This is a genomic window from Streptomyces sp. NBC_01077 (assembly GCF_045162855.1).
Lineage (GTDB): Bacteria > Actinomycetota > Actinomycetes > Streptomycetales > Streptomycetaceae > Streptomyces.
Genome location: NZ_CP108669.1, coordinates 867,872 through 891,029, shown reverse-complemented (window position 1 = coordinate 891,029; position 23,158 = coordinate 867,872). Strand labels below are relative to the sequence as shown.

Annotated in this window: 17 protein-coding genes; 7 read left to right on the top strand and 10 right to left on the bottom strand. The window is 71.5% G+C overall.

The window, feature by feature from the left end:
* Positions 1–32: 32 nt before the first annotated feature.
* A complete protein-coding gene (locus OG462_RS04080) occupies positions 33–2,525 on the bottom strand; it encodes a PQQ-dependent sugar dehydrogenase (protein ID WP_406054519.1) in 2,493 nt (830 codons plus the stop codon).
* A 411-nt stretch (positions 2,526–2,936) separates the two neighbouring features.
* Between OG462_RS04080 and OG462_RS04075 the strand changes: the two genes are divergently transcribed.
* Positions 2,937–4,052 carry a hypothetical protein gene (locus tag OG462_RS04075; RefSeq protein ID WP_406054517.1) on the top strand — a complete coding sequence of 372 codons (1,116 nt, stop codon included), beginning with the start codon at positions 2,937–2,939 and terminating at the stop codon, positions 4,050–4,052.
* A 68-nt stretch (positions 4,053–4,120) separates the two neighbouring features.
* Here the strand turns inward: OG462_RS04075 and OG462_RS04070 are convergent, their stop codons facing one another.
* Positions 4,121–5,542, bottom strand: coding sequence for a cation:dicarboxylate symporter family transporter (locus OG462_RS04070; protein ID WP_406054515.1), 1,422 nt, complete (start codon positions 5,540–5,542; stop codon positions 4,121–4,123).
* Between the two features lie 260 nt (positions 5,543–5,802).
* Here OG462_RS04070 and OG462_RS04065 point away from each other — a divergent pair, with 260 nt between their 5' ends.
* On the top strand, positions 5,803–6,711 hold the full coding sequence (locus OG462_RS04065; protein ID WP_406054513.1) for an ABC transporter ATP-binding protein: 909 nt from the start codon (positions 5,803–5,805) through the stop codon (positions 6,709–6,711).
* Positions 6,708–7,679 carry an ABC transporter permease gene (locus OG462_RS04060; protein ID WP_406054511.1) on the top strand — a complete coding sequence of 324 codons (972 nt, stop codon included), beginning with the start codon at positions 6,708–6,710 and terminating at the stop codon, positions 7,677–7,679. Before OG462_RS04065 ends, OG462_RS04060 begins: the two co-directional genes overlap by 4 nt.
* A gap of 75 nt (positions 7,680–7,754) precedes the next feature.
* On the opposite strand, the gene OG462_RS04055 is transcribed toward OG462_RS04060, so the two are convergent.
* From OG462_RS04055 to OG462_RS04030, 6 genes are all read right to left on the bottom strand, one after another.
* Positions 7,755–8,612 (bottom strand): maleylpyruvate isomerase family mycothiol-dependent enzyme, encoded by an 858-nt coding sequence (locus tag OG462_RS04055; protein ID WP_406054509.1) that lies wholly within the window; start codon positions 8,610–8,612, stop codon positions 7,755–7,757.
* 233 nt (positions 8,613–8,845) lie between these two features.
* Complete coding sequence (locus OG462_RS04050; protein WP_406054507.1) at positions 8,846–10,009, bottom strand: oxygenase MpaB family protein; 1,164 nt, start codon at positions 10,007–10,009, stop codon at positions 8,846–8,848.
* A gap of 117 nt (positions 10,010–10,126) precedes the next feature.
* Complete coding sequence (locus OG462_RS04045) at positions 10,127–11,179, bottom strand: polyprenyl synthetase family protein (RefSeq protein ID WP_406054505.1); 1,053 nt, start codon at positions 11,177–11,179, stop codon at positions 10,127–10,129.
* Positions 11,172–11,453 (bottom strand): polyprenyl synthetase, encoded by a 282-nt coding sequence (locus OG462_RS04040; protein ID WP_406054503.1) that lies wholly within the window; start codon positions 11,451–11,453, stop codon positions 11,172–11,174. The genes OG462_RS04045 and OG462_RS04040 overlap by 8 nt, the downstream gene beginning before the upstream one ends.
* Before the next feature lie 315 nt (positions 11,454–11,768).
* Positions 11,769–14,576: an alpha/beta hydrolase family protein gene (locus OG462_RS04035; RefSeq protein ID WP_406054501.1), complete on the bottom strand. Its 2,808-nt coding sequence runs from the start codon at positions 14,574–14,576 to the stop codon at positions 11,769–11,771.
* Positions 14,577–14,872: 296 nt separating this feature from the next.
* A complete protein-coding gene (locus OG462_RS04030) occupies positions 14,873–15,853 on the bottom strand; it encodes a LacI family DNA-binding transcriptional regulator (protein ID WP_406054499.1) in 981 nt (326 codons plus the stop codon).
* Positions 15,854–16,127: 274 nt separating this feature from the next.
* On the opposite strand from OG462_RS04030, the gene OG462_RS04025 reads away from it, so the two are divergent.
* The 4 genes from OG462_RS04025 (at position 16,128) to OG462_RS04010 (ending at position 20,866) form a co-directional block, all read left to right on the top strand.
* Entirely contained in the window at positions 16,128–17,192 is a 1,065-nt protein-coding gene (locus OG462_RS04025) for a C45 family autoproteolytic acyltransferase/hydolase (protein ID WP_406054497.1), read from the top strand.
* Between the two features lie 122 nt (positions 17,193–17,314).
* A complete protein-coding gene (locus OG462_RS04020) occupies positions 17,315–18,679 on the top strand; it encodes an MFS transporter (RefSeq protein ID WP_406054495.1) in 1,365 nt (454 codons plus the stop codon).
* Between the two features lie 205 nt (positions 18,680–18,884).
* The gene (locus OG462_RS04015; protein WP_406054493.1) at positions 18,885–19,904 is read left to right on the top strand and encodes a metallophosphoesterase family protein; all 1,020 of its coding nucleotides are present in this window, start codon (positions 18,885–18,887) and stop codon (positions 19,902–19,904) included.
* A 209-nt stretch (positions 19,905–20,113) separates the two neighbouring features.
* The gene (locus OG462_RS04010; protein ID WP_406054491.1) at positions 20,114–20,866 is read left to right on the top strand and encodes a DUF4232 domain-containing protein; all 753 of its coding nucleotides are present in this window, start codon (positions 20,114–20,116) and stop codon (positions 20,864–20,866) included.
* 89 nt (positions 20,867–20,955) lie between these two features.
* Here the strand turns inward: OG462_RS04010 and OG462_RS04005 are convergent, their stop codons facing one another.
* Together OG462_RS04005 and OG462_RS04000 are read right to left on the bottom strand one after the other, a co-directional pair.
* Positions 20,956–21,582 carry a hypothetical protein gene (locus OG462_RS04005; protein WP_406054489.1) on the bottom strand — a complete coding sequence of 209 codons (627 nt, stop codon included), beginning with the start codon at positions 21,580–21,582 and terminating at the stop codon, positions 20,956–20,958.
* A 148-nt stretch (positions 21,583–21,730) separates the two neighbouring features.
* Positions 21,731–22,948, bottom strand: coding sequence for an MFS transporter (locus OG462_RS04000; protein WP_406054487.1), 1,218 nt, complete (start codon positions 22,946–22,948; stop codon positions 21,731–21,733).
* Between the last annotated feature and the right edge of the window lie 210 nt (positions 22,949–23,158).

The window sequence follows — 23,158 nt, the reverse complement described above, 5'->3', positions numbered from 1 at the left end:
GGCCCGCGGTCCGGTGGCGAGGGGACGGGGCGTCAGCCGACGTCGATGCGGAAGATCTTGTCGGAGCCGTCGGGGTCGCCGCCGTTGTTGTCGGCGTTGGTGGTGGTCAGCCAGAGCCGGTCGGCGCCGGGGACCTTCGCGACCGTACGGAGACGCCCGTAGCTGCCCACGTAGTACGAGCTCGGCGTGCCGACCGTCTCGGTGTCGCCGTTGATCGGGATCCGCCACATCCGCTCACCGCGCAGACTCGCCATGTAGACGACGTTGCGCACGATGGCGATGCCGCTCGGCGACGCCTGCGAGACCGGCCAGGACGCCTTGGGGTTGGTCATGCCGGCGGTGCCGCAGTCGCCCTCGCAGGTGGGCCATCCGTAGTTGGCCCCGGGCTTGATCAGGTTGAGTTCGTCCCGCGTGGCGTCGCCGAACTCCGCCTCCCACAGACGGCCGTTCCGGTCGAACGCGAGACCCTGCGGGTTGCGGTGGCCCAGGCTGTACACGTAGTTGCCGAACGGGTTGCCCGGAGCGGGCCTGCCCGCAGTGGTCAGCCGCAGGATCTTGCCGTTCAGCGAGTTCTTGTCCTGGGCCAGGGCGGGCGTCTGACCGTCACCGGTGGACGCGTACAGGTACCCGTCCGGGCCGATGGCCAGTCGGCCCCCGTTGTGGACTCGGTTCTTCTTGATGCCCTGGAGCAGCACGGTGTAGCCGCTGAGCGTGCCGCCGCTGTAGGTCATGCGCACGATCCGGTTGCCCTCGGAGGCGGTGTGCATCAGGTAGACGTAGTGGTTGCTCGACCAGTTGGGGTCGACGGCCACGCCGAGCAGCCCGCCCTCGCCGTCCGTGGTCACCACGTTGGGGACCGTGCCCACCTGCGTCCTCGTACCGGTCGCGGTCAGCTTGAAGACCTTGAAACTGTCCCGCTCCGTCACGAGCGCGGACGTGCCGTCCGGCATCCAGTGGACACCCCAGGGAATCGTCCAGCCGCTGGACAGGGTGGCCGGGGAGCCCGGGACCCCACCGTCGTCGGAACACGCGCCGGTGGTGAAGGACACCGGATCGGACGGCACGGAGTAGCCGCCCGCCGTGTCCTTGGCGACCACCGTCAGGCTGAACGGCGCGTCGCACGCCAGCCCGGTCACGGCCTTCGTCGTGACCGGCGGTGCGCCGGTCACGGTGCCCACGACCGCCGCACCGCTGCGGATCTCGTACGCCACGACACCCTGGTCGTCCGTGGCGGCGCCCCACGTCAGCGTGGCCCCGGTGGAGGTGACGGCGGAGACGGCGGGGGTGCCCGGCCGGCTCGGCAGAGGGTCGCTGCTGGGCGTGGTGGCGCAGTCGACGGCCGGGCTCGCCGGGGAGGCGTTGCCGGACGCGTCCCGCGCGATCACGGTCAGGTTGTACGTGGTGCCCGGGGCGAGCCCGGTGAGGGCCTTCGTGGTGGTGTCGCCCGGCGCCTCGGCGAGCTTGTTGCCGCGCTCGTAGATGTCGTACGCGCTGACGCCCACCTCGTCGGTGGAGGCGCCCCACGTGAGCGTGAGACCGTTCGGCCCGATGGCGGAGCAGCCCGGGGTGCCGGGCCGGGTCGGGGACGTGGTGTCGGCGGCCGCGCCGACCCGGAGCCGGTCGAGGTTCGGGCCGCCGTCGGCGCTGGTCGCGGTGGCCCGGACCGTGTTCGTACCGGTCTGGAGCACGGCGTTCACGGTCTTCGTGGTCCAGGTGTCCCAGCTGCCCGTGGACGGGAAGGCGACGCCGGAGGCGACCACCGTGCCGTTGACGGAGATGTCCATGGGCCGGGGGGCCGTGGTGCCGTTGGCGTACTGGAGAGCGAGCGAGGCACTGCCCGCCGTGGCGGCGCTCACCGTGAACTCCACGTACGAACCGGCGATGTTGGTGTAGTCGACGAAGCCGGTGCCCGTGTAGCCCGTGTGGTTGGTCGCCACCACGCCCTGGCCGATGGAGGCGACCTCGGCCTGGTAGTCGGTGACCGGCGCGGTGAGCTCGACGTCCAGGTGGTCCAGATTGGGCAGACCGGCCGCGCTGGTGGAGGTCAGCCGGATCTTGTTGCTCCCTGCGGTGACGGCGGCGGTCACGGTGGCCGTGGTCCAGTCGTCCCACGTACCGGTCGACGGGAACGACCGGGCGGCTGCCACCACCGCGCCGTTGACGGAGACGTTCGCCGGCCGGTCCGTGGTGGTCCCGTTGGCGTACCGGATCGCGAGCACCGCCGTACCGGCGCTCGCGGCGTTCACGGTGAACTCCACATAGCTGCCCGCGACGTTGTCCCCGTTGACGAACCCGGTGCCGGAGTAGCCGGTGTGGTTGGACTCCGCCACGCCTTGGGAGAGTGCGGCGGACTCGGCCTCGTAGCGGACGGGAGCCGCCGCGCCGGCGGCCGCGGACGTGCGACCGGCGGCCGCCGTGGCCGAGGGCGGGATCAGGAGGACGGCCGAGCCGAGGACGGCGACCGCCACCGCGCCGATCAGTCGGGGCCGTAAGGGACGGAGGGACGGGGGGATGGGTTTCTGCACGTCAACTCCCTTTCACGATGCTTGATTACGGAGAGCGCGATCCGAGGGACGAACCTCTGGAGGGTGGCCAGTGGCGCGGCGGCCGTCGAGGTACGTAGGGCAACGGGCCGGCGGTGTCATCGGCGTCCGACGGCGACGCGGCCGTGGGGGTACGGATCAGGTCGTGGTCGGGGGAGAGCCGACAGGCCGGGTCGGCCCGTACCGGGTCACCCGACAGTCGGTGCTGTGCGAGGAGCTGGCTAAAGCTTCGGGGGTTGACGGGGCCCGGTCAATACGTTGTTAGGAAAGTTTCCCAATAGTCATGGGGGCGGCGGACGGTGGCCCTGAAGCGATCGATACAGGCTCCGGCCTCGACGGGGCATTGGCCTGGACTGTTGCAGAGAGTGACGGAGTGATGGATGATTCTCGGCCGTGACGATCTTCTTCGCCGTCGTGCTCGGCGCTCTCCTCTACGTGCTCCACAGACTCTTCCTCGCTCCCCATCGAGCGGCGCGTTGGGTGAGGGAGCACTTCGTGGCCGCCCACTACGGACTCGTACCCCGTGAGGCACTCGACCGTCGGCGCGCCGGCCCACCGCCGGCCCCGCACCGGCTTCAGGAGATGCAAGCCGTGGCCGACGCGGCGTGGGAAGGCGACTGGCGGGCCGCCGAGGCCTACGTCGCGGCGGCCGGTGACGACTGGGACGAGCGCTGGTCCCGGATCGAGCTGTTGCAGCAGCTGGCCGGCGAGGACGACGCATGGCTGGAGGCATGGCGTACGGCCAGGCCCGACAACTGCGACGCGGCGACCGTCCTTGCCGGCCGGATGGTCCACAAGGCCTGGGAGATCCGCGGGAGCGAGTACGCACACGAGGTCCCGTCCGAGCGGATGCGCCAATTCCGCACCCTGCTCCCGGCCGCGATCGCCGAAGCGCGCAGAGCCGCGGTGCTTGACCCCGAGAACCCCAGCCCCTGGGTCGTCATGGTCACCGCCGCCCGCGGAGCTCAGTACGACCACGATCAGTTCCAGCCACTCTGGGACGGACTGACCGCCCGTGCGCCGTACCACTACGAGGGCCATGGGCAGGCTCTTCAGTACTGGTGCGCCAAGTGGTTCGGCAGCGACAAGTCGATGATGGGATTCGCCGAGCAGGCGGTCCGTAAGGCCCCGCAAGGCAGTCCGCTCGCAGGGATGTACCTGCACGCCCTGGAGGAGCTGGTGAAACCCTCCGCTCCTTCGACGCTGCCCACACAGGCGGCGAAGAAGCGCCTTGAGGAGGTCGCCGCCTCGCTCGCCGAGGTCGGCCCCGACGACCAGCACCTGCCCGCGCTGCGTCACCTGCTCGCGCACCACATGATGCGAGCGAGGATGTACGCCGCCGCGCTGGAGCAGTTCCGCCTGATCGGCCCGTGGTGCGGTGCCGCTCCCTGGCGCAGGGGCGACGGCAGCCCGGAGGTGGCCTTCGAACTCGCCCGGGGCACGGCGGCGAAGTTGTCGCGCGTCGCACCTTCCGCCGCACCACCCGTGACCCATCCGATCAGCCACTAGCGGCTACGCGAGCGGGGCCCGGCTCGCGCCGGCCGGGCCCCGCAACCGTCGTACCTCCGACAGTTCGCCTACGCCTGAAGGGTCTTTGATTCGGCGACCTCGGCGACCTCGGCGACCTCCGAGACCTCCGTGGTCTTCTCCGGTACGAACTCGATCTCGCCGTTCAGTACCTTCTGGGCGGTCACGCGGTCGAGCGCGCCCTCCCAGCGGGAGACCACGAAGACGGCCACGCAGTTGCCGAGCAGGTTCGTCGCGACGCGCATGGCGTCCATGATCCGGTCGACACCGAGCAGAAGGGCCACGGCGCCGGCCGGGATGACCCCGAGGGCGGAGGCCGTCGCGGAGAGCGCGAGGAACGCCGAGCCGGGGACGCCGGCCATGCCCTTGCTGGTCAGCATCAGGACCAGGACGACGGTGATCTGCTGGCCGAGCGTCAGGTCGACGCCCACCGCCTGGGCGATGAAGAGCGTACCGACGGACAGATAGATCGAGGCGCCGTCCAGGTTGAACGAGTAGCCCGTGGGCAGTACGAGCCCGACCGCGTCGTCCCGGCAGCCGGCGGCGCGCAGCTTCTGCATCATGCGTGGCATGACGGTCTCGCTGGAGGCCGTCCCGAGCGCGAGGAGCATTTCCTCGCGGGTGTAGCGGATGAACTTCCATAGGCTGAGCCCGGTCAGCGCCTTGAGCGCAAGCGCCAGGGCGAGCAGGAAGAGCAGGGCGACGCCGTAACAGACGGCGATCAGCTTCCCGTACGTGGAGAGCGCGCCGAGCCCGTACTCGCCGACCAGATGTGCCGTCGCACCGAAGACCGCGAGCGGGGCGAGCTTCATGATGAAACCGACGATGGCGAACACGACTTCCTGCGCCTGCTCGATCACGGGCAGGATGGCCGGCACCTTGGTGTGGCCGAGGTGGAGCAGGGCCGCGCCGACCAGGCAGGACAGTACGAGCACCTGGAGCAGCGAGTTCTCGGCGAAGGCGCCGACCGCGCTGTCGGGCAGCGAGTGCAGGATGAACTCGGAGGTCGAGGGCAGCTCGCCGCCGCCGGTCTTCTCGTCGACGGCGGTGGCGTCGAGCTTCGCCGGGTCGACGTTCATCCCGGTTCCGGGACCGGCGAGGTTTCCGGCCAGCAGACCGAAGACGAGCGCGACCGTGGTGGCCACCTCGAACCAGATCAGGGCCTTGATCCCGATGCGGCCGAAGGCCTTGAGGTCACCCGCCTTCGTGATGCCGGCGACGACCACGCAGAAGACGAGCGGGGCGATCATCGCCTTGATGAGGCGGACGAAGCCGTCGCCGAGTGGCTGGGCGGCCGCTGCGGCCTCGGGCCACAGTCGTCCGACGAGGACTCCGAGCAGGAGCGCGCAGGCGACCTGCGCGAAGAGCGAGGTGCGCAGCAGACGGGCTGCGCGGCGCGCGAGGGACGGCGCGGGTGGAGCAGGTGGGGCGGCGTGCGGCACGGGCACTCCTCCGTAGCGGACTTCTGTCATGCGGAAACCAACTTCCGCTGTGCGCGCCACTATTGCGGAGCTGCGCATTCCACAGAAGACCCCGAGCCCCATCCATGTGAATCTTGGACCATGCTCCAAACCCGGCGGTCAGGGCCGGTCAGGGCTGGTCGGGGCCCATCACGGCCAGTCAGGGCCAGGGTCGTCAACCCGAGGCTGTACGACCGGGGTCGACATCGGGCCGGGGAATTGTCGGCGGCGGCAGGACGACGGGAGGGGTGACGCACCGGCACCTTGGTCAAGTGATCGAAGTCAACGAACTCACCAAGCGATACGGCGGCACGACCGCCGTCGACAACCTGTCCTTCACCGTGCGGCCCGGCCAGGTGACCGGGTTCCTCGGCCCGAACGGCGCGGGCAAGAGCACGACACTGCGGATGATCCTCGGCCTGCACGAGCCCACCGGCGGCACGGTCACCGTGAACGGAAGCCCCTTCCACGAGCGGGCCCGCGGCCTGCGCCACGTCGGCGCGCTCCTCGACGCGCACGACGTGCACGGCGGACGGAGCGCGCTGGCGCAACTGTCCGCGCTGGCGCGCTCCAACCGCATCCCGCAGCAGCGGGTGACGGAGGTGCTGCGGGAGGTCGGTCTCGCCGACGTCGCACGGCGCCGCATCGGCGGATTCTCGCTCGGCATGAAACAGCGGCTCGGCATCGCGGCGGCGCTGCTGGGTGACCCACCGGTGCTGCTGTTCGACGAGCCCCTCAACGGCCTTGACCCCGAGGGCGTGAAGTGGGTGCGGGAGCTGTTCCGGCGGCTCGCCGCCGAGGGCCGCACGGTGTTCGTGTCCAGTCACCTGATGTCCGAGATGGAGCACACCGCCGACCAGCTGATCGTCATCGGCCGGGGCGAACTGATCGCGGCGGAGAGCCTCGCGGAGTTCTCGGCGCGGGGCACCCGCCGGAGCGTGCGGGTGGGCACGCGCGCCGCGGCCGCACTGCGGGACCTACTGGTGACCGAGGGCGCCGTGGTGGACGGGGCCGGCGACGAGCTGACCGTCACCGGCCTGACCGCGGACCGGATCGGCGAGATCGCCCTGGAGCACGGCATCCCGCTGCGCGCGCTCAGCACCCGGTCCGCGTCCCTGGAAGACGTGTTCATGGAACTCACCGCCGACAGCGTCCAGTACCTCGCAGGAGAACCCCGATGACCTCGACCCCGACCCCGACCTCGACCCCGACCCCGACCCCGACCGCGACGTCGACCCCGACCCCGACCCCGACCGCGACGTCGACCCCGACGACCGGCACGACCGGCGCGACCGGCGCGACCGGGACAGTCGGCGCGACCCCGCCCACCGGCCCGACCGTGGAGCCCCGCCCCCGCTTCCTCGACCTGGTCGCCTCCGAGTGGCTCAAACTCCGGTCGCTCCGCTCGACCTGGATCGCGTACGGCACGGCGGCGCTGGCCGTGATCGCCTTCAACGTGGGCACCGCGTACGACACGTACAAGTACTGGACCGCGGAGAACGCGGGGGAGCGGGCCGATTTCCTTCGGGACGGCATTCCCCTGCAGATCGCCTTCACCGGGAACGCGGCCATGGTCATGGTGATGGCGATCGGGGCCATGGGGGCTCTCGTGATGGTGGGGGAGTACAGCACGGGCACCGTCCGTACGACCTTCGCGGCCGTCCCTGCGCGCCGTTCGGTGATGGCGGCCAAGGCCGTCGTCGTCGCGGCCGTCGCGACCACCTTCGGTGCACTCGTCTCAGGTGCCTCGTTCGTCCTGACCCAGGAGATCCTCGACGCCCGGGGCATCGGGGTCTCGTTCGGCGACCCGGGCGCCCAGCGCGTCGTACTCGCCTCGGCGCTGCTCGCCCCGGTGTGCGCGCTGGCGGGGATGGCCCTCGGCACCGTCATCCGCCACACGGCGACCACCATGATCACGACGGTCGCGGTCGTCCTCGTCCTGCCCAACGTCCTCACCGACGGCCGTTACTGGTCGGCGCTCGCGAGCCACGCCCTGCCCTTCCGCGCCTGGGTCCGACTCGTGGACGTCGCTACTCCCTCGCCGACCGACTTTCCCTGGACCAACGGCGGTGCCTGGACGGTCTACGCGGCGTGGACGGTGGGCGCGGCGGCCGTGGCGATCATCGGGGTGCAGCGGCGCGACCTGTGAGAATCCTCGAACACCCTCGGGTCAGGGGCCAGGAGCTAAGAGCCGGGGGGCAGGGGCAGGGGCAGGGGGCAGGGGTCAAGGACTGCCGATGAGTTCGCCGAGCCGCATGGCGAGCCACGGCCTGCGCCCACCCGCCCTCATCTGACCGCGCGCGATCGCCTTCCAGATGGGTGTGCGGCGGAACGAGACCAGCAGGAACGCCGCCGGTGCCGCCGTGATCCGGCAGTCGTACGCGCGCGGCGGGGCGTCACGGGTCACGGTCGCCGTCCCGTCGTCGATGACGACGGCCAGACGCGGACCGCTCTTGATGGCGAGGTCGAACGCGATGGTGACGCCCCGCGCCTTCGCCGTGTCCAGGCCCAGCGGCATCATCGTCGGCATCGACTGCCCGAGCACCAGGCTCGCCTCGTCGGCGCCGATCGGCCAGGGGCGTCCGGCGCCTCGGGCGATGTCCAGGCCGTGGACGAGACTTTCGCTGAGCATCAGCCCGGTCGCCGCCGCCAGCGTGAGGGGCAGGTCCTTCCCGAGCCAGGGGGCGGTGACGGGCGTGTCCGGCGAGAGTCCTTCGGTGACCCGCAGGAACATCTCGCTCCGTTCGGCGATGAAGTCGCCGAGACGGGCGCGTTCCTCGCCGTCGAAGAGGCTGATGGCGGTGGCGTTCATGGCCGCGATCCGCTCACCGAACGGTCCGTTGCCGGGCGGGAGGACGGCGTCCCACTCCACGGCCTCGTCGGTGAAGCCGGCGGAGTAGGCGAAGTGCACGCCCGCGAGGTGCGCAGCGACGTCTCCCACCGTCCACACGGGGACACCGGAAGCCGCGTTCACATCCGGAACTTCCCGCATCAGCCGCACCAGCCGCAGGACCACGGCCCGCAGAGCGGCACGGGCCCTCTCGTGCTCTGCGACGGGATCGAACCTCGTGACGGCACCCATACAACTCCCCCAAGTCGTGGACGGGCCTGAAGGTTACCGTCGGGTAGAGGGGTCGCGACAGTACTTCCGCGCAGCGGACTCCCGGTGGCGGAGGGTGAACGGCCACTGGTCGCGCTGTATGGCGCGCTCCGGCCACCCGGGCATCTCGCGGACGACCTCGCGGCGTACCGCAGCCGACGCGCCACGCGCCTGGCGCTCGCGGCCACCCTCCCCTGGCCTTTGCGCGGGCCGGCTCACAGGGAGAGCGTGGCGGCCGGCGGAGTCCAGCGACGGGTGCGGGACGGCGCGTCGGGGACGCCGTACTCCTTCCTGAGGTTCTCGGGGACGGCGTAGTGCATGACGCGCCCACGGGTGAGCGAGGACAGCTCGAAGATCGTGGTGAGGTGCCCGAGCCGGTCGAGGGCCCAGGCGCCGAGCGGGGAGTGGTCCTCGATGGTCTCCAGCACCCCCAGTAGATGGGGCACGGCCTTGACGAGGGTGTCCCAAGGGGTGGTGGGGACCTCGAGCCAGTCGGCGCTGGTGTCGCCGACCAGGTACCGGACGAGAGCGGGCACGACCGGGTCGAGCAGGGTCCCCGGCACGATGTCCTCGTAGAGCCGGATGAGCTGCCGGGTCAGTTGGACGCCCTCCGGGGACGGCCCCATGTACCGGATCATGTACTGGTCGAGGAACCGGCGTGCGTCGTCGAGGGACTTGGGGACGGCGTCCTGGTCGACGCCGAGCATCGCGCCGACCACACGCCATGCGTAGTAGTACGCCTCCGCTCCCTCCTCGGACATGTGGATGCCGAGGCGGTGCAGGCTGTCCAGGACGAGCAGCGAGAAGAACATCTGCCCTCCGATCATGTCCTCCTGACAGATCGGCACCCCCGACTCCTCGGCGTCCCAGCGGTCCTCGCGGGTGAGGTGGTGCCGGATGGACGCGTGGAGCAGGCGGACCTTCTGCGCGGCCGGGATGAAGCGGCTTCCGGACTCGAAGGCGTCGGGCTGCATCAGGTAGACGGTGAACTGGCCGGTCGCCGCCATGCGCGTGGAGGGGTAGTCGAGACCGTGGGTCGTCGACAGCAGCTTCGCCACGTGCGGGACGAGGTAGCAGGCGGGCATGGAGGCGAAGGACAGGGCGGTGGCGATGTGCACGTTGTTGTCGATGAAGAACAGCCGGGCCCGCTCCATCTCGTCCCAGTCCACCCAGGCCGGCGGCGCGCTCGTGGCCTCCAGATACTCCCTGGCGACATCGGGCAACCCGTCCGGAACGGGCGCGCCGGCGGTGGAGAAGAACCGCATCAGGGTGTTGAAGGTGCCCATCTCGCCGCGTTCGAAGAGAGCGGCGACGGTGGCGTCGGCGAGCGCGTCGCCGCTCTGCCGGAGGGCGTTCACCGATGCGGCGGTGCGGGGCACGGGGGACTCCTTGGGGGTGGGGCGAGGTGAGTGGAGGTGAGGCCGGGTCGGACCGCCCACGGCAGACCGATCGAGGCCGATCGAGGCCGGTCCAGACCGGACAAGGTGGGGACAAGGTCACGACAAGCGGACCGCGGCCGAGTGCGCCAGGCCGGTCAGCGCATGGGCCGCCGGCGCGGGTACGTCCAGCTCGTGGAGCGCACCGAGCGCCTCCTCGACCCGGGCGGCGATCATGCTCTCGACCCGGTCGGGCGCCTTGAGCCGTCGCATCACCTCGCGTACGGCCTCCAGACCGTCCGTGTCCAGGTCGTGGCGCCCAAGGAGGGCGCGCAGTCGCTCGCGCTCGTCGGCACCGGCGATGCGCCAGGTCTCCGCGAGGAGTGCGGTGGGCCGATGGCCGCGTACGTCATCGGCGTTGGCCTTGCCGGTGTGCCGGGTGTCCCCGAACAGGCCGAGGAGGTCGTCCCTCAGCTGGAAGGCCTCACCCAGCGGCAGCCCGTAGGCGCTGTACCCCTCGCGCAGCCGCCGGTCGGCCCCGGCCAGTGCGCCACCGATCAACAGGGGCTGCTCGACGGTGTACTTGGCGGTCTTGTACCGGATCACCTTGAGTGACGCCGCCGTGTCCGGGGTGACGCCGGTGTGCAGGATCTCCAGACACTCGCCGGCGATCAGCTCGCGGGCCAGCGCCGCCCACAGCGGGCGGGCGCGTCCGAGGTAGGCGGCGGGCAGACCGCTCGTGGCGAACAGCTGCCCGGCCAGCGACATGAGCAGGTCCCCGACCAGCATCGCGAGCGACCGGGCGGCGTCCGCCGCCTGCGGGTGGTGCCGTACGACACGGCCGAGGGCCACGTGGGCGGTGGGCCGCCCGTGCCGCAGCGGACTGTCGTCGATGAGGTCGTCGTGCACGACGGCGGCCGCGTGCACGAGCTCCATGGAGGCCGCCGCCCGCACCAACGCGTCGCTCTCGGGCTGCCGCGCCGCGCGCCACCCCCAGTAGCAGAACGCCGCCCGTAACCGCTTGCCGACGGCGACCGCCGCCTCCAGCTGCTCGGCCACCGGCGCCAGGGCCGGATCGACCGCCGCCAGCAGATCGGCCTCGTCGGCGACGAAACGGTGCAGGACCTCGTCGACACGCGCCTTGAACGCGGCCGACTCCCACCGCTCAGCCACTGTCGCCCACCCGCCGGGCCAGGGCGTGCCGGGCGAGAATCTCCAGATGCGCCGGGGGCACGGCCGCGTAGCGATCCAGCACGAGACGCCCACGTGCCGTCAGATCCCGCTCGGCCTCCGCGACCAACTCCGCCGCGTCCGAGCGCCGCGCCAGCCCCCGTACGACGCCGAGGGCGGACCCCAGCGTGCCGACGGCCACATCGGCCAGCCCGGCCACCAGGAGCACCGCCTGCTCCCCGGGCCCGCCGCGGCGCCCCGTCGCTCCCCACGTCATGACATCTCCCCCTCCGCACGCACCGATACGGCGCAGGTCACGCGCCACACACGCCAGCGTCGTGGCGCGGTGGGCCCGAACGAGGAGGAACTCACGAACGAGTGATCACACCGATTGAGCGTACGGATCACGTCTGCCGCGAACGTCACGACGCGGCGACCGCCACGATGCCGCGACCGTCGGGGTGCCGATCGTGAACGAAGGTGACGGGGCCCACGCACCCCAGCGACGCGAAACGCGGGCACCGACCCCGAAGGGATCGGTGCCCGCCCCGGATCACGTCACGTCAGGACCGGACAGGGTCGGCGCTTCGCGTTACGAAGCGTCCCGCACCGTTCCCGTGAACTCCGGCCCGGGGAGGGGCTCCCAGCCGCCGTCGTAGATGGTCAGCTGAGCCCGCAGCGACTCCACCGGCTCGCTGACGTCGTCCTTGACCGTGGGCACGCTCACCTCCGTGGACGTCGCGCCGGCCGGGACGGAGACGGACAAGTACAGGCTGCCGGACTCGATCTGCGAGAGGGGCGTGACCGTACCCGGCACCTCCCCGAGCTGCTCCTTCAGCCACGCCTGGTCGACGTCCGCCGTGGACAGCTCCGTGCCGTCGCGGGGCGGCAGGAAGGTGACGCCGCCCATGATCTCGGCGTCGGCGGGCTCGGACAGCGTCACCCGCCAGGTGAGGGCGCCGCCCTCGGTCACCTCGCCGGCGACGGGCGTCACGCTCACCTTGGGCATGGGGTCGTCGTTCAGCACGGTCACGCCTCCGCGGTGCGCGCCGACCACTGTGCCGCGCACCGCCTTGACGAACGCGTCGTGCGTGACGGTGTAGCCGAAGCGGGAGTTGCCCCGTACCTCCACCGGCACGTCGATGTCGTGGCGTCCCGGACGTACCGTCACCGTGCGCGAGGTGAACTCGCCCGTGGCCGGATCGGGGACGAACAGACGGACCTGGCCGTTGCCCTGACCGGACACCCGCACCGGAACCCGGTAGGTCCGGACCCCGGAGTCACCCTCCGAGACGGTCAGGCGGCCGATGTCGACACGTGCGAGAGCGGCCGGACGTACCGCCGGAGTGCCGGGGCGCCAGCCCCACGCGTCCATCAGCCACGCCCGGCCGGAGGTACCGCGCGGAGTCAGCTCAAGCGCCGTGATCCGCTTCAGGTCCAATCCGGACCGGGCCGCCGCGGACAGCGGCACGCGCACCTCGCGCGCCCAGTAGGACGCGGTCCGCTCGCTGCCCGGCAGCCCGTCGACACGGGTACGGCCCAGGTGGGCGCGGCGCCCCGAGGCGTCGGTCACGGCGACGTCGAGCGCGGTGCCCGTGCTGTTGGGCGGAACGATGACCCGGAGGGCCAGAGCGTCGGAACCGGCCAGGGAGACCGGCCGCGCCGAGCGCACCGCGACCGGGGTTCCGGAACGCGTCCACTCCAGCGCGACGGCGTCGCGGCCCGGCTCGCGAGAGGCCTCCCAGTACGCGAAGTGCGGTGACAATCCGCCCGCGTCGGGGGACAGGCACGCGCGGGCGGCGTCGGGGTCGATCTGGGCGCAGAGCCGCCCCCCGCCGGACACGGTGAGAGAGGAGGAACCCGGTACGAAGGCCGGCGTACGGTTCGCGCCGACGGCGTGGGTGAGGGCCCGCGCCGGGTCGGCCGAGGGCGCGCGGCGGCCGGTGCCGTCGAGGAGCGGACGGACCCGGTCGTCACCGTCGACGAACAGCCGGGCGGCCGCCGCGATGTAGGTGGCGCCCGCGGCCTGCTGCTGGGTGGCGGTGAGACGGGTCTTCGTGCCGGGGGAGCAGACCGGGTCGGTCGCCTCGTCGGACCAGAAGTCGTCGGAGGCGGGAGCCTGCGCCTGGCCGGGGGTCCACTCGCTGTTGAAGAAGTTGTGGTTGGCGCCGACCACGTAGACCGCGCTGTGCAGAGCGGCGCCCCGGCTGACGCCGCGCGTGCCGTCGACGAAGTTCTGGCCCTGGAGGTCGGACACGTCGCCGTCGCAGCCCGGCAGGATGGTCATGGAAGGCACGTCGGGCGCCGGGTTGTTGCCGAAGATCGTGGGCCCGATCGGGACGGTGCCGCGGATCTTCCACCGTACGGGCCCCCGGTAGCCGTCCTGGTCGGCGGGCGCCGGGGAGAGGCTGTCGAGTGCGGCCCGGTTGACGCCCTCGCCGCCCCGGGAGTGGCCGACAAGGAGCACGCGCGAGAGGTCCGCGGCGGAAGCACGGCGTACGGCGGCCGGGGCGGCGGCTCGGTTCGTGGACCAGTCGGCCCAGCGGGCCAGGTGCAGCCGTATGAGGGACGAGCGGGCCTGGGCGCCGCCGTCGTCGGCACGGTAGTCCTGGCCGTTGATGCCGTTGGCGGATATGGACAGCGTCACGTACCCCTGGGAGGCCAGAAGTCGCTGGGCCCGCAGATACCCCTGGTGGCTCGGTATCGGCTTGGAACCGGCCGCGCAGGGCCAGTCGCCGGTCACGTCCTCGGTTCCGGGGGTGTAGCAGGTCCCGTGGCGGCCGTGCAGGAACAGGGCGACCGGCCTCTTCCCCGGTGCGTCCGCCGGTCCCACGACCGTGGCGCGCATCTCTACGGGCTCGGGGAACCCGGGCAGCCGCACGGACTTCAGGTCGTACTCGCCGCTGACGGTGCGGTAGCGACCCGGCACACCGGGGTCCACCCGGTTCGCGGGAAGCGGGGCCTCGGTCCGAGCGCTCGGGGCGAGGGGCGCGATGCGCGCGGAGCGGGCGGGCCCGGCCGCGTCGAGCCGACGCCCGCCGGCCGTGACGCGCAACCGGGTCCCTTCGGCGAGCTGGACGTCCCGCAGGGGCAACCGGAAGGAACGGCCGTCCCGTTGGGCCACCGGGTGGCCGAGCAGCCGGTCACCGGCATGGAACTCGACCCGTGCGTCTCCCATGGGTACGGGTTCGGGCGACGTCCAGACCAACTGCCTGCCGGCACCGGCCCCGGTCACCTGCCAGCCTTCGGGCAGTTCGAGGTTGCCGAGACGGCTCCCCGGGGACGTGGTCGACGGTGGTCCGGACGACGGCGACGGCTGGGCGTACGCCGCTCCGGGCGACACCGCCGCCAGCGCGAGTAACGCCGCGGCGGCGGCCACGCCGCGTGTGACACGTATCAAAGCGGTCTTCCTCACGATCGGTCTCGTCGGGGGCACCTCGAAACGCGCTCGGGAGCGCCGTCGGGGACTCCGGATCTCCCGGACGCCCCGGGTTCCTCGGTGCCTCTCTCGCCTTCGGAGGATGACAACCACGGGGCGGGGGTTGCCTCGTGAAGCGTGAACATCCGTCAGAAGATCCGGTTGTCACACCCGAGGGTCATCGTCGAGCCGGCGGAGGAACTCGGCTGACGGGCCGCACCGGCGACCACCGCGGCGGCGATGACTGCCCCGGCGGGACCACCACCGCACCGGCGGTACTACCGCCGCGTCGACGCCCGCGGCCGGAAGCGCGCCGTGGTGAGCCGTGGCGCGGTGGCGGGCCGTCCGGCGATCAGGGACTGGAGGATGTCGAGCAGGGCCGCCGAACTGTCGACCGGGTTCAGTTCCAGGGCCGAGATGGCGGGCCGGCTGTTGCGGGCGTGCTCGGAGTCGGAGCCGGCGACCACCATCGTGTCCTCGGGCACCCGTACCCCGCGCGCCATGAGACCCCGCTGCACCCCGGCCGCGTGCCGTCCCGTGAGACAGAAGACCGCGTCCGGTACGCCGTCGTCCGCGATCCGCGCGGCGAGCTCCACGCCGCCCTCGACACCCGAGCGCTCGGCCAGTTCGTACAACCGTGGAGTGACGCGCTGCTCGGAGCACCACCGCAGGTAGGTGTCCTGGTGTTCGAGGTTCCAGGCGTTCGGGTCGGTGCCCCGGACCAGGGCGACACGACGGGCCCCACCGGCCTCCAGATGGGTCAGGATCAGGCGCGCGGAGGCCGTGTCGTCCTCCGAGACCCAGTGGGTGAAGTCCGTACGGCCCGGAGGGCGCCCGTACGTCACGTAGGGGATGCCGCGATCCTCGAGGAGGGCGATGACCGGGTCGTCGACGTGCGGGTTGGTGACGATGTAGCCGTCCAGGGAGAACGCGAGCGGCGGAACCGGCTTTCGCGTCAGGTCGGGCACCAGCATGAGGCTCAGATTGCGGGCCAGGGCCTGTGAGGCGGCGGCGCCCACGAACCTCTCGAAGACGTCCACGCCGGCGGGCGCGTAGTCGCCCAGGACGTCGAGGGAACGCAGCACCAACCCGACCGCGCCCATCGTGGAACGCCGCAGGCCGCGGGCCAGGGCATCGGCCTCGTACCCCATCTGATCGGCCACGGCACGGATGTGCTCACGCGTGGCAGCGCTCAGGGTGCCCTTGTCGTTGAGGGCGTGCGAGACGGCGGTGATGGAGACCCCCGCCTTCCGGGCCACGTCCTTGATCGTGATGCCACGTGCCCGTGCCCGCGCCACCGCACCGCCCTCCCGAAGTGAACTCCGCCCGGGTGCCGCCGCCGACCATTACCGACAAGTAGCTCCCCGGGCATGTGCCCCAAGCATTGCATAAAACGTTTTACGTTCCTAGCTTGAAGCGCGCCGCACACCATCCGTGAGCGGCCCCACCAGGAGGCCCCGCCGTGTGGCCTCCCCATCACGTGGCCCCGCCCGGTGCATCCCTGCCCTGGTCACGGCCCCCGAAGGAACGCACATGGAACTGCACACCCTCACCACCGGGACGACCGACCCCCGCGAGCGCGGAAGCCTGCTCGGCACCCGATTCGCCGGCCAGGTCCGCCGCGTCGCGGAGCTCTACCTGGAGCACTTCGCCGCCCTGGGTGTGCCCGAGGACCAGGTGCGTTCCGTCGCGACACGGAGCCACGAGGCGCTACGGGCATGGGCGCCGGCCCTTGCCGAGGAGTCGGACGCCTGTGCCGACGCGGCCGGCGTCCAGCGCTGGAAGGTGGCTGCCGTCGGCGCCCGTACCGAGATCCTCGCCGCTTGTCCCGAGCCCGGTGTGGGGGAGTGCTCGACGGCGGTGTTCGCGCCCCCGGGAGCGACGCCGCAGACCCTGCAGACCTGGGACTGGCACGACCTGCTCGTCCCGGACGGACTTCTGCACGAGCTGACGCCGAGCGCGGGACGCACGGTGAAGCTCTTCACCGAGTTCGGGGTGCCGGGCAAGATCGGGGTCAACAGCGCCGGCCTGGGCGTGCACTTCAACATCCTGTTCCACGCGTCCGACTCGGGCAGCGGCGGCGTGCCCGTCCACGCGGTGGCCCGCCGCATCCTCGACGAGGCGGACACCCTCGACCAGGCCGTCGACATCGCCTCCACGGCACGTGTCAGCGCGTCGACCTCGCTGACCGTGGTCACCCCCGGCTCTCCGGCCGCGAGCCTGGAACTTTCCCCCGCCGGCCTGGCGGTCGTCCCGGCCGGCGAGGGCGGCTGGCTGCTGCACACCAACCACTTCCTCGACGCCGGACTCGCGGCCGGGGACACGGGCCCGGCCGACTCGCTGACGACGGAGCGCCTCGCGCACCTGCGCGACGTGCGGGCCGCGATGCCGGGGCTGTCGCCCGCCGGGCGAGCGAAGGCCCTGTGCGGGGACGACGGAGCCGGCGCCGTCGTCTGCATGCGCCCCGACGAGGGCAAGCCGCCGCACCAGCAGTGGGGAACCCTCCTCACCATCGGCCTCGACGTCACCCACTGCGCGCTGGACCACCTCACCGGCGCGCCGCACGAGGCCACGACGCGGGACTTCGCCCGCTTCTGACACACCGCTCCCCTCCCTCCCGGCCGCGCTCCTCGGCCCTCCCGTCTCTCCCTCCCCTCCTCGCCGTCCTCTTCTGCTCCTCCCCTCCCCACCTCATCCCTCCCCACCCCGAAGGATCCGCCATGACGGAGACCGTCCGACCGAGCCCTGAGGCCCGAACGGCCACAGGCGCACGCACCTTCTTCATCTCCGGTTTCGGAACGGCACTGGAGTTCTACGACTTCATCATTTACGGCCTTGCCGCCGCGATCGTCTTCCCGACCGTCTTCTTCCCCGGCTTCGATCACACGGTGGGCACCCTGGTGGCCTTCGCGGCGTTCGGCAGCGGGTTCATCGCCCGCCCGCTCGGCGGCGTCGTGTTCGGTCACTTCGGCGACCGGATCGGGCGCAAGGCCATGCTGGTGCTCACGCTCCTGATCATGGGCGGGAGCACCTTCCTCATCGGCTGTCTGCCCGTGTACGAGAGCGTCGGAGTCGCCGCACCGGTCATGCTCGTCGCCCTCCGTCTCGTCCAGGGCTTCGCGGCCGGCGGCGAGTGGGGCGGCGCGTCGCTCTTCGGCATCGAGAACGCTCCGGAGAACCGGCGCGGCCTGTGGGGAAGCTTCACCAGCGCGGGGATCGGCATCGGAAGCCTCTTCGGTACGGGCGTGTTCACCGTGATCACCCTGCTGCCGGAGGAGCAACTCCAGGCCTGGGCATGGCGGGTGCCGTTCTGGCTCGGCGGCCTGCTCGTCCTGGTGGGCGTCGTGGCCCGCAGCCGCATGCCGCACGAGGAGCGCCGTACCGACCGTGCTCCCCGGGTGCCGATCCTGAACGCAGTCAAGCGGCACCCGCGCCAGATGCTGCTGGCCATCGGCGTGGCCTTCGGCTACAACACCCTCGCCTACATCGGCACGATCTTCACGGTGACGTACGCCGAGGAGCGCGGCTACGACTACACCGAGTCGCTGCTGCTGCAGGTGGCGGGCTCGATCGCGTTCACGCTCGCCGTGCCGGCCATGGCGATGCTCTCGGACAGGAGGGGCCGCAAGCCGGTGGTGATCGTCGGCACGCTGGCCTATGCGGGCTTCTTCTTCGTCTACTTCCCCCTGGTGGACGGTCATGTGCTCGGTCTCGCAACCCTCGCGTACGTGCTGGTGAACGTGTTGATGGCCGCCCCGCAGGGCTGCATACCGGCCTTCCTCGGCGAGCAGTTCCCGGCCGCCACCCGCTACTCGTCCATCTCCGCCACGTACCAGACCGGCGCGGCGCTGGGCGGCGGCACGGCCGCGACCGCCGCGACCGCACTGTTCATCGCGTACGACAACAACCCGATCGGCGTCGGCCTGTACTCCGGTGCGGCGGCGCTGGTCCTCGTCCTGTGCGCCTGGGGCCTGCGGGAGACGTTCCGGGTACCGACGGCACAACTCGGCACCGGCACGGGCACCGGCACCGGGGCTCACGACGCACACGACACACAGAGGACACCGGACACCCAGCCCGTGTGACGCCCCGGAGTGCTCAGCCCTCCCGTCGGGATACGTTCATACGGCAGACATCCCGGAGCCGGGCAACGGGCCGATCAGGTTGCGTATCCATAACGGGTCTAGTTCACAACGCGGTACCCCGGGACGCGAGCGCATGCGACCTGAACACGGGGAGCGTCAGGTCGCATGCTCGCCGGGGCCACCGCCCATCCGAGAGGAACTCCCAGTGGATCGCAGGTCTCTGCTCACCGTCGCGACAGGAGCGGCGGGCGCGCTCGCCGCCTCCCAGGTACCGGCGGGCGCGGCGCCCCCCACGCACACGGGCAAGGGGCGGCCGGTCGCCACGTTCAACGTCATCAGCGACATCCAGGGCGACCTCCGGGACCTCGGTGTGGCACTGGAGGACATGAACCGTACCAACCCCGCGAGTTCGGGCCTCGCCGTCGCGGGCGACATCACGCCGCGCGGGTACGACGCCGAGTACGCGGCGGTCACCGCCGAACTCGCGCACCACACCCACGCGAGGACGGTCGCCTGGGCCATCGGCAACCACGAGTTCTACGTCCCCAAGTGGCGTGACCCGTCGACCCTGGCACAGGACACCTGGCCCAACGGCACCACCGAGGACTCCCTGTTCAGTAGCTTCCACCACTTCGCCGGCCGCAACACGGTGTACGCGGAGCACTCCTTCGGCGGCATCCCGGTGCTGAGTCTCGGCACCGAGAAGTACATGCACTTCCACGACCCGAAGCTCTGGGACGAAGTGTGGCTCAGCGAGGCGCAGTTGACCTGGCTGGAGGAGCGCCTCGCGCACTGGGCGCGCCGCCGCAGGCCCGTCATGGTCATCACGCACCATCCGCTCCCCAACACGGTCTCGGGCAGCCACAACCGCCTGTACTCGCGCGACTACCTCCAGGCGGACCGGCTGCTCGGGATCCTCGGCCGCCACAAGGACGTCTTCCTCTTCTGTGGACACACCCACTGGGATCTCGCCCTGTCGGACTGGTACGTCCGCCGGGTCGTCCCCGGCACCGCCAACCTGGACGGCTTCTCCGTCATCAACACGGGCGCGGTGCAGACGGGCTACAAGGACGACGGCAAGGGCGGCGAGGTCACGGTCCCCGGCACCTTCAACCAGGGCCTCCAGATCGAGGTCCACCGCGACCGTGTGGTCGTCAAGGCGCGCGACTTCGCGGCGGGCACCTGGCTGAAGCAGATCACGGTCCCCCTCTCGACACGGATGTGACCCACCGGGCGTGACCAGTGACCAGTGACCGACGACCGGCCCACTGGTCACGCCCGGGAGGGTGAAGACGTGCCTGGTTGTCTGTAACAGAGTTGTACTACGGGGCGGTTGGGCGGAACGGCTCGCCGTCCCGGGCAGGTCTTGGTGATCGGAAACGCTCGCTCGTACCGAGCAGCTTGTAGCCCCCCACCGACACTGAGGAAGAATCGATGCGCGTTCGCAAGCTCACCTTCACCGCCGCCCTGGTCGTTGCTGCGGGTCTCTCGCTGACGGCCTGCAACGACGACGACGGCACGGGGCAGAGTGCACCGCCGTCCGCGTCCACCACGTCTTCCTCGACCGGCGGTTCGGACTCGGGTGGTCCGGACTCGGGTGGTTCGGATCAGGGCGACGGGAAGGGCTCCGCCGGACAGGGCTCCGCCGGACAGGACTCGGCGGGACAGGGCTCCGCCGGAGCGGACTCGACCGGAGGGGACTCGGCCGGGAATGGCTCCGGCGGGCAGGGCGCGGCCGCCGGGACCGGCTCCGACGAGAGCGGCAAGGCCGGCAGGTGCCGCGCCGACGATCTGGAGATCACGGCGACGGACAACACCATCGAGGGTGACCCCGACGGCACCGTCGTCGTGCAGTTGACGAACAGCGGCGGCCGGGACTGTGTGGTTTCCGGGTACGCGGGGGTCGACCTCAAGACCGGCGCGGGCCCGCTGTCCGCGAAGCGCACGGGTCAGCAGGCCACTTCGATCACCCTCAAGAGCGGGAAGTCGGCGGCCTTCGGCATCAACTACCCGATCAACAAGACGGGCGGCTCCGGAGTCCGCATCACGGGACTCCTGGTGACCCCGCCGAACGAGACGAAGACGGTCACCCTCGACTGGCCGGGCGCCGCCACCCTGCCCGTCACGGAAGGCCCCGGCTCTCCGGTGAAGGTCGGCCCGGTCGGAAGCGCAGGCCAGGGCGGCTGACCCGCACGACCTGGTGCTGCGACTTCGCATCCACCAGGAGCGCACGTGAAGCAGCCGCAGGTCGTACGGATGAGTTTGCCGGGTGGGGATCAGTCGTGCGGCGATTCGCCGGCAGCCGAGCGGCGACCCCCGATGGAGGCGATCAATGCGTCTGCCACGATCGCCGCATCCGCCTCTGCGACATCTGCCGGGTATTCCGGGAGCAGATCGTCCCAGACGGGCATCCACGATCCGTACAGCTGGGTCTGTCCCTCGGGCCGTGCGAAGAACCAGATGTGCAGGTGTGCGCCCCCATCTCCGATGCGGTAGACGTGGGCTCGCGAAATGTGCGGCAGGGCCTGCACGTGGCGGACGATGTGAGTGGACAGGACCCCCAACTCGGCCGCCAGCTCATCGGGCAGGTCCGCCATGTCATGGTGCTCAAGCGGATGCAGCATGAGCACCAGCGGCACACCGACCCCCTTGATCCGAGTGAGCCGCCAACTGTCGTTGAACCAGATCCCCTCGCCTCGGGCTCGGCACGACTCACAGTCCGACGGGTCGTCACCGTGTCGCGGAGGCTCGGGCAGAACCGGAGGGCGCAGCTGCGCGACGCGCAATCCGTCCGGTTCGAACGGGCTGATATCCCACCCTGTCATGCGCGCGAGGGGGAGCCGACGCTCACCATTCGCGGCGGAGAGCGCGTGGTCGTAGAACTCGTCAGGTCGCAAAGCCATGGTGCGAAGGTTAGTTCGGCATCGCCACCCCGTGAGACCCGGGTCGTCGCCGCCCGCGCGTCCCAGCCGCTTGCGCGGTCCGCTCCCGCGCTCCCGCGCTTGCGAGGCTCGGCGGGCTGTGGTGGGGGTTGGTGGGGTGCGGTGTGGCTCAGGCGTTGAGGGTGATGAGGGTGGCGATGGCGGGGCCGAAGGCGCCGCCGAGCTGGTAGCCGAGGTTGAACAGACCGATCGCTGTGGGGCGTTGGTGGGTGGGTGCGGCCTGGGTCGCGTACACCGCGAGGGTGGCCTGGCCCGCGCTTGTCGTGAGGACCGCCAGTGTCGCGGCGAGCAGGAGCATCGGCGGCCAGGGGGCGAGCACTGTCGTGAGCGGGGCGAGTGCTCCGGTGGTCAGCAGGATCGTCAGGACCCGCGGGCGGCCCATCCGGGCGGAGGCGGCGGCCAGTGCCATGGAGAGCACGGAGCCGGCGAGGAGGGCGAGCAGCTGGCCTGTGCCGATCGTGGACGTGGTCCAGTCGGTGCGGTCGGCGAGCAGTTGGGGGACGGTGAAGAGGAGCGTGAAGTACGAGGTGGCGAAGGTGCACGCGAGCAGTGTCGCCAGGACGAAGGTCCTGGTGCGCAGGAGCGTTGCGGGGACGAAGCCGGTGGGGCGGGTGCGGATGTGCAGGGCCAGCAGCGCGGCTGCCATGAGGGAGGCGGTGACTGCCGGAAGCGGGAAGCGCGGGATGAGGACCAGGGCCGTGGCGAGGAGGACGAGGAGGGTAGCGCCGCGGCCGTCGAAGGGGGTGTCGTCTCGGGGGGCGGACAGGTCGGCGCGGCGGGTGATCGCCGGGAGGGCGAGGAGTGCGACCGCTCCGACGGCGAGGGAAAGGCGCCAGGAGACTGCGCCGGCGATCGTGGAGCCGAGGAGCGGGCCGACCGCGCCGAGCGTTCCGAAGCCGGCGGTGATCACGCCCATCCTGCGGACCGAGCCCGCGAGGCTCATTGCCGCGGTGACCAGGCCGGCGCCGCCCATCGCCTGGGCCGCGCGGCCTGCCATGGCCAGGGGCAGCCAGGGGGCGACGGCGACGACGACGGTGCCGGCTGCGATCAAGGTGGCGCCGAGTCGGAGCGTGGCGCCCAGTCCGCGGCGGCGCAGTAGAGCGGCCATGAGCGGGGTGCCGACGGCGACGGCCCAGGCGAAGACGGTGACGAGCCAGGTCGCCGTGGCGGTGCGGACGCCGAAGGATTCGGCCATGTCGGGGAGGATGAGGACGGGGCTGTTGGCGCTCGCGGCGAGGGGAGTGGCGAGCAACGCCAGCCACAGGGCGGGGATGTGGCGTGGCGCCTGGGTGGGGTGGAGGGGGCGGGTTCGGTCGAGCAGGGACACGGCGGACTCCGGAGGTCGGGGTGGGGGGCCGATCGGCGCGGGAGGGATGGGGGAGTGGGCGGAGCGTGCCGGCGCACGGAGGACGGCCCGTGCGCCGGGGAGGTACCAGGACTGCGAGTGCCGGGACGGCGAGGTAGGTCCGGGACGGCGAGGTAGGTCCGGGCGCTGGTGCGGACCGAGGGGCGCGGGTGCTCGGCGCGGGGGAGTCGG

Coding starts and splice junctions, on each gene's coding strand:
- OG462_RS04070 (WP_406054515.1), bottom strand. CDS start 5,542: ATGACAGAAGTCCGCTACGGAGGAGTGCCCGTGCCGCACGCCGCCCCA.
- OG462_RS04060 (WP_406054511.1), top strand. CDS start 6,708: ATGACCTCGACCCCGACCCCGACCTCGACCCCGACCCCGACCCCGACC.
- OG462_RS04055 (WP_406054509.1), bottom strand. CDS start 8,612: ATGGGTGCCGTCACGAGGTTCGATCCCGTCGCAGAGCACGAGAGGGCC.
- OG462_RS04040 (WP_406054503.1), bottom strand. CDS start 11,453: ATGACGTGGGGAGCGACGGGGCGCCGCGGCGGGCCCGGGGAGCAGGCG.
- OG462_RS04025 (WP_406054497.1), top strand. CDS start 16,128: ATGGAACTGCACACCCTCACCACCGGGACGACCGACCCCCGCGAGCGC.
- OG462_RS04020 (WP_406054495.1), top strand. CDS start 17,315: ATGACGGAGACCGTCCGACCGAGCCCTGAGGCCCGAACGGCCACAGGC.
- OG462_RS04010 (WP_406054491.1), top strand. CDS start 20,114: ATGCGCGTTCGCAAGCTCACCTTCACCGCCGCCCTGGTCGTTGCTGCG.
- OG462_RS04005 (WP_406054489.1), bottom strand. CDS start 21,582: ATGGCTTTGCGACCTGACGAGTTCTACGACCACGCGCTCTCCGCCGCG.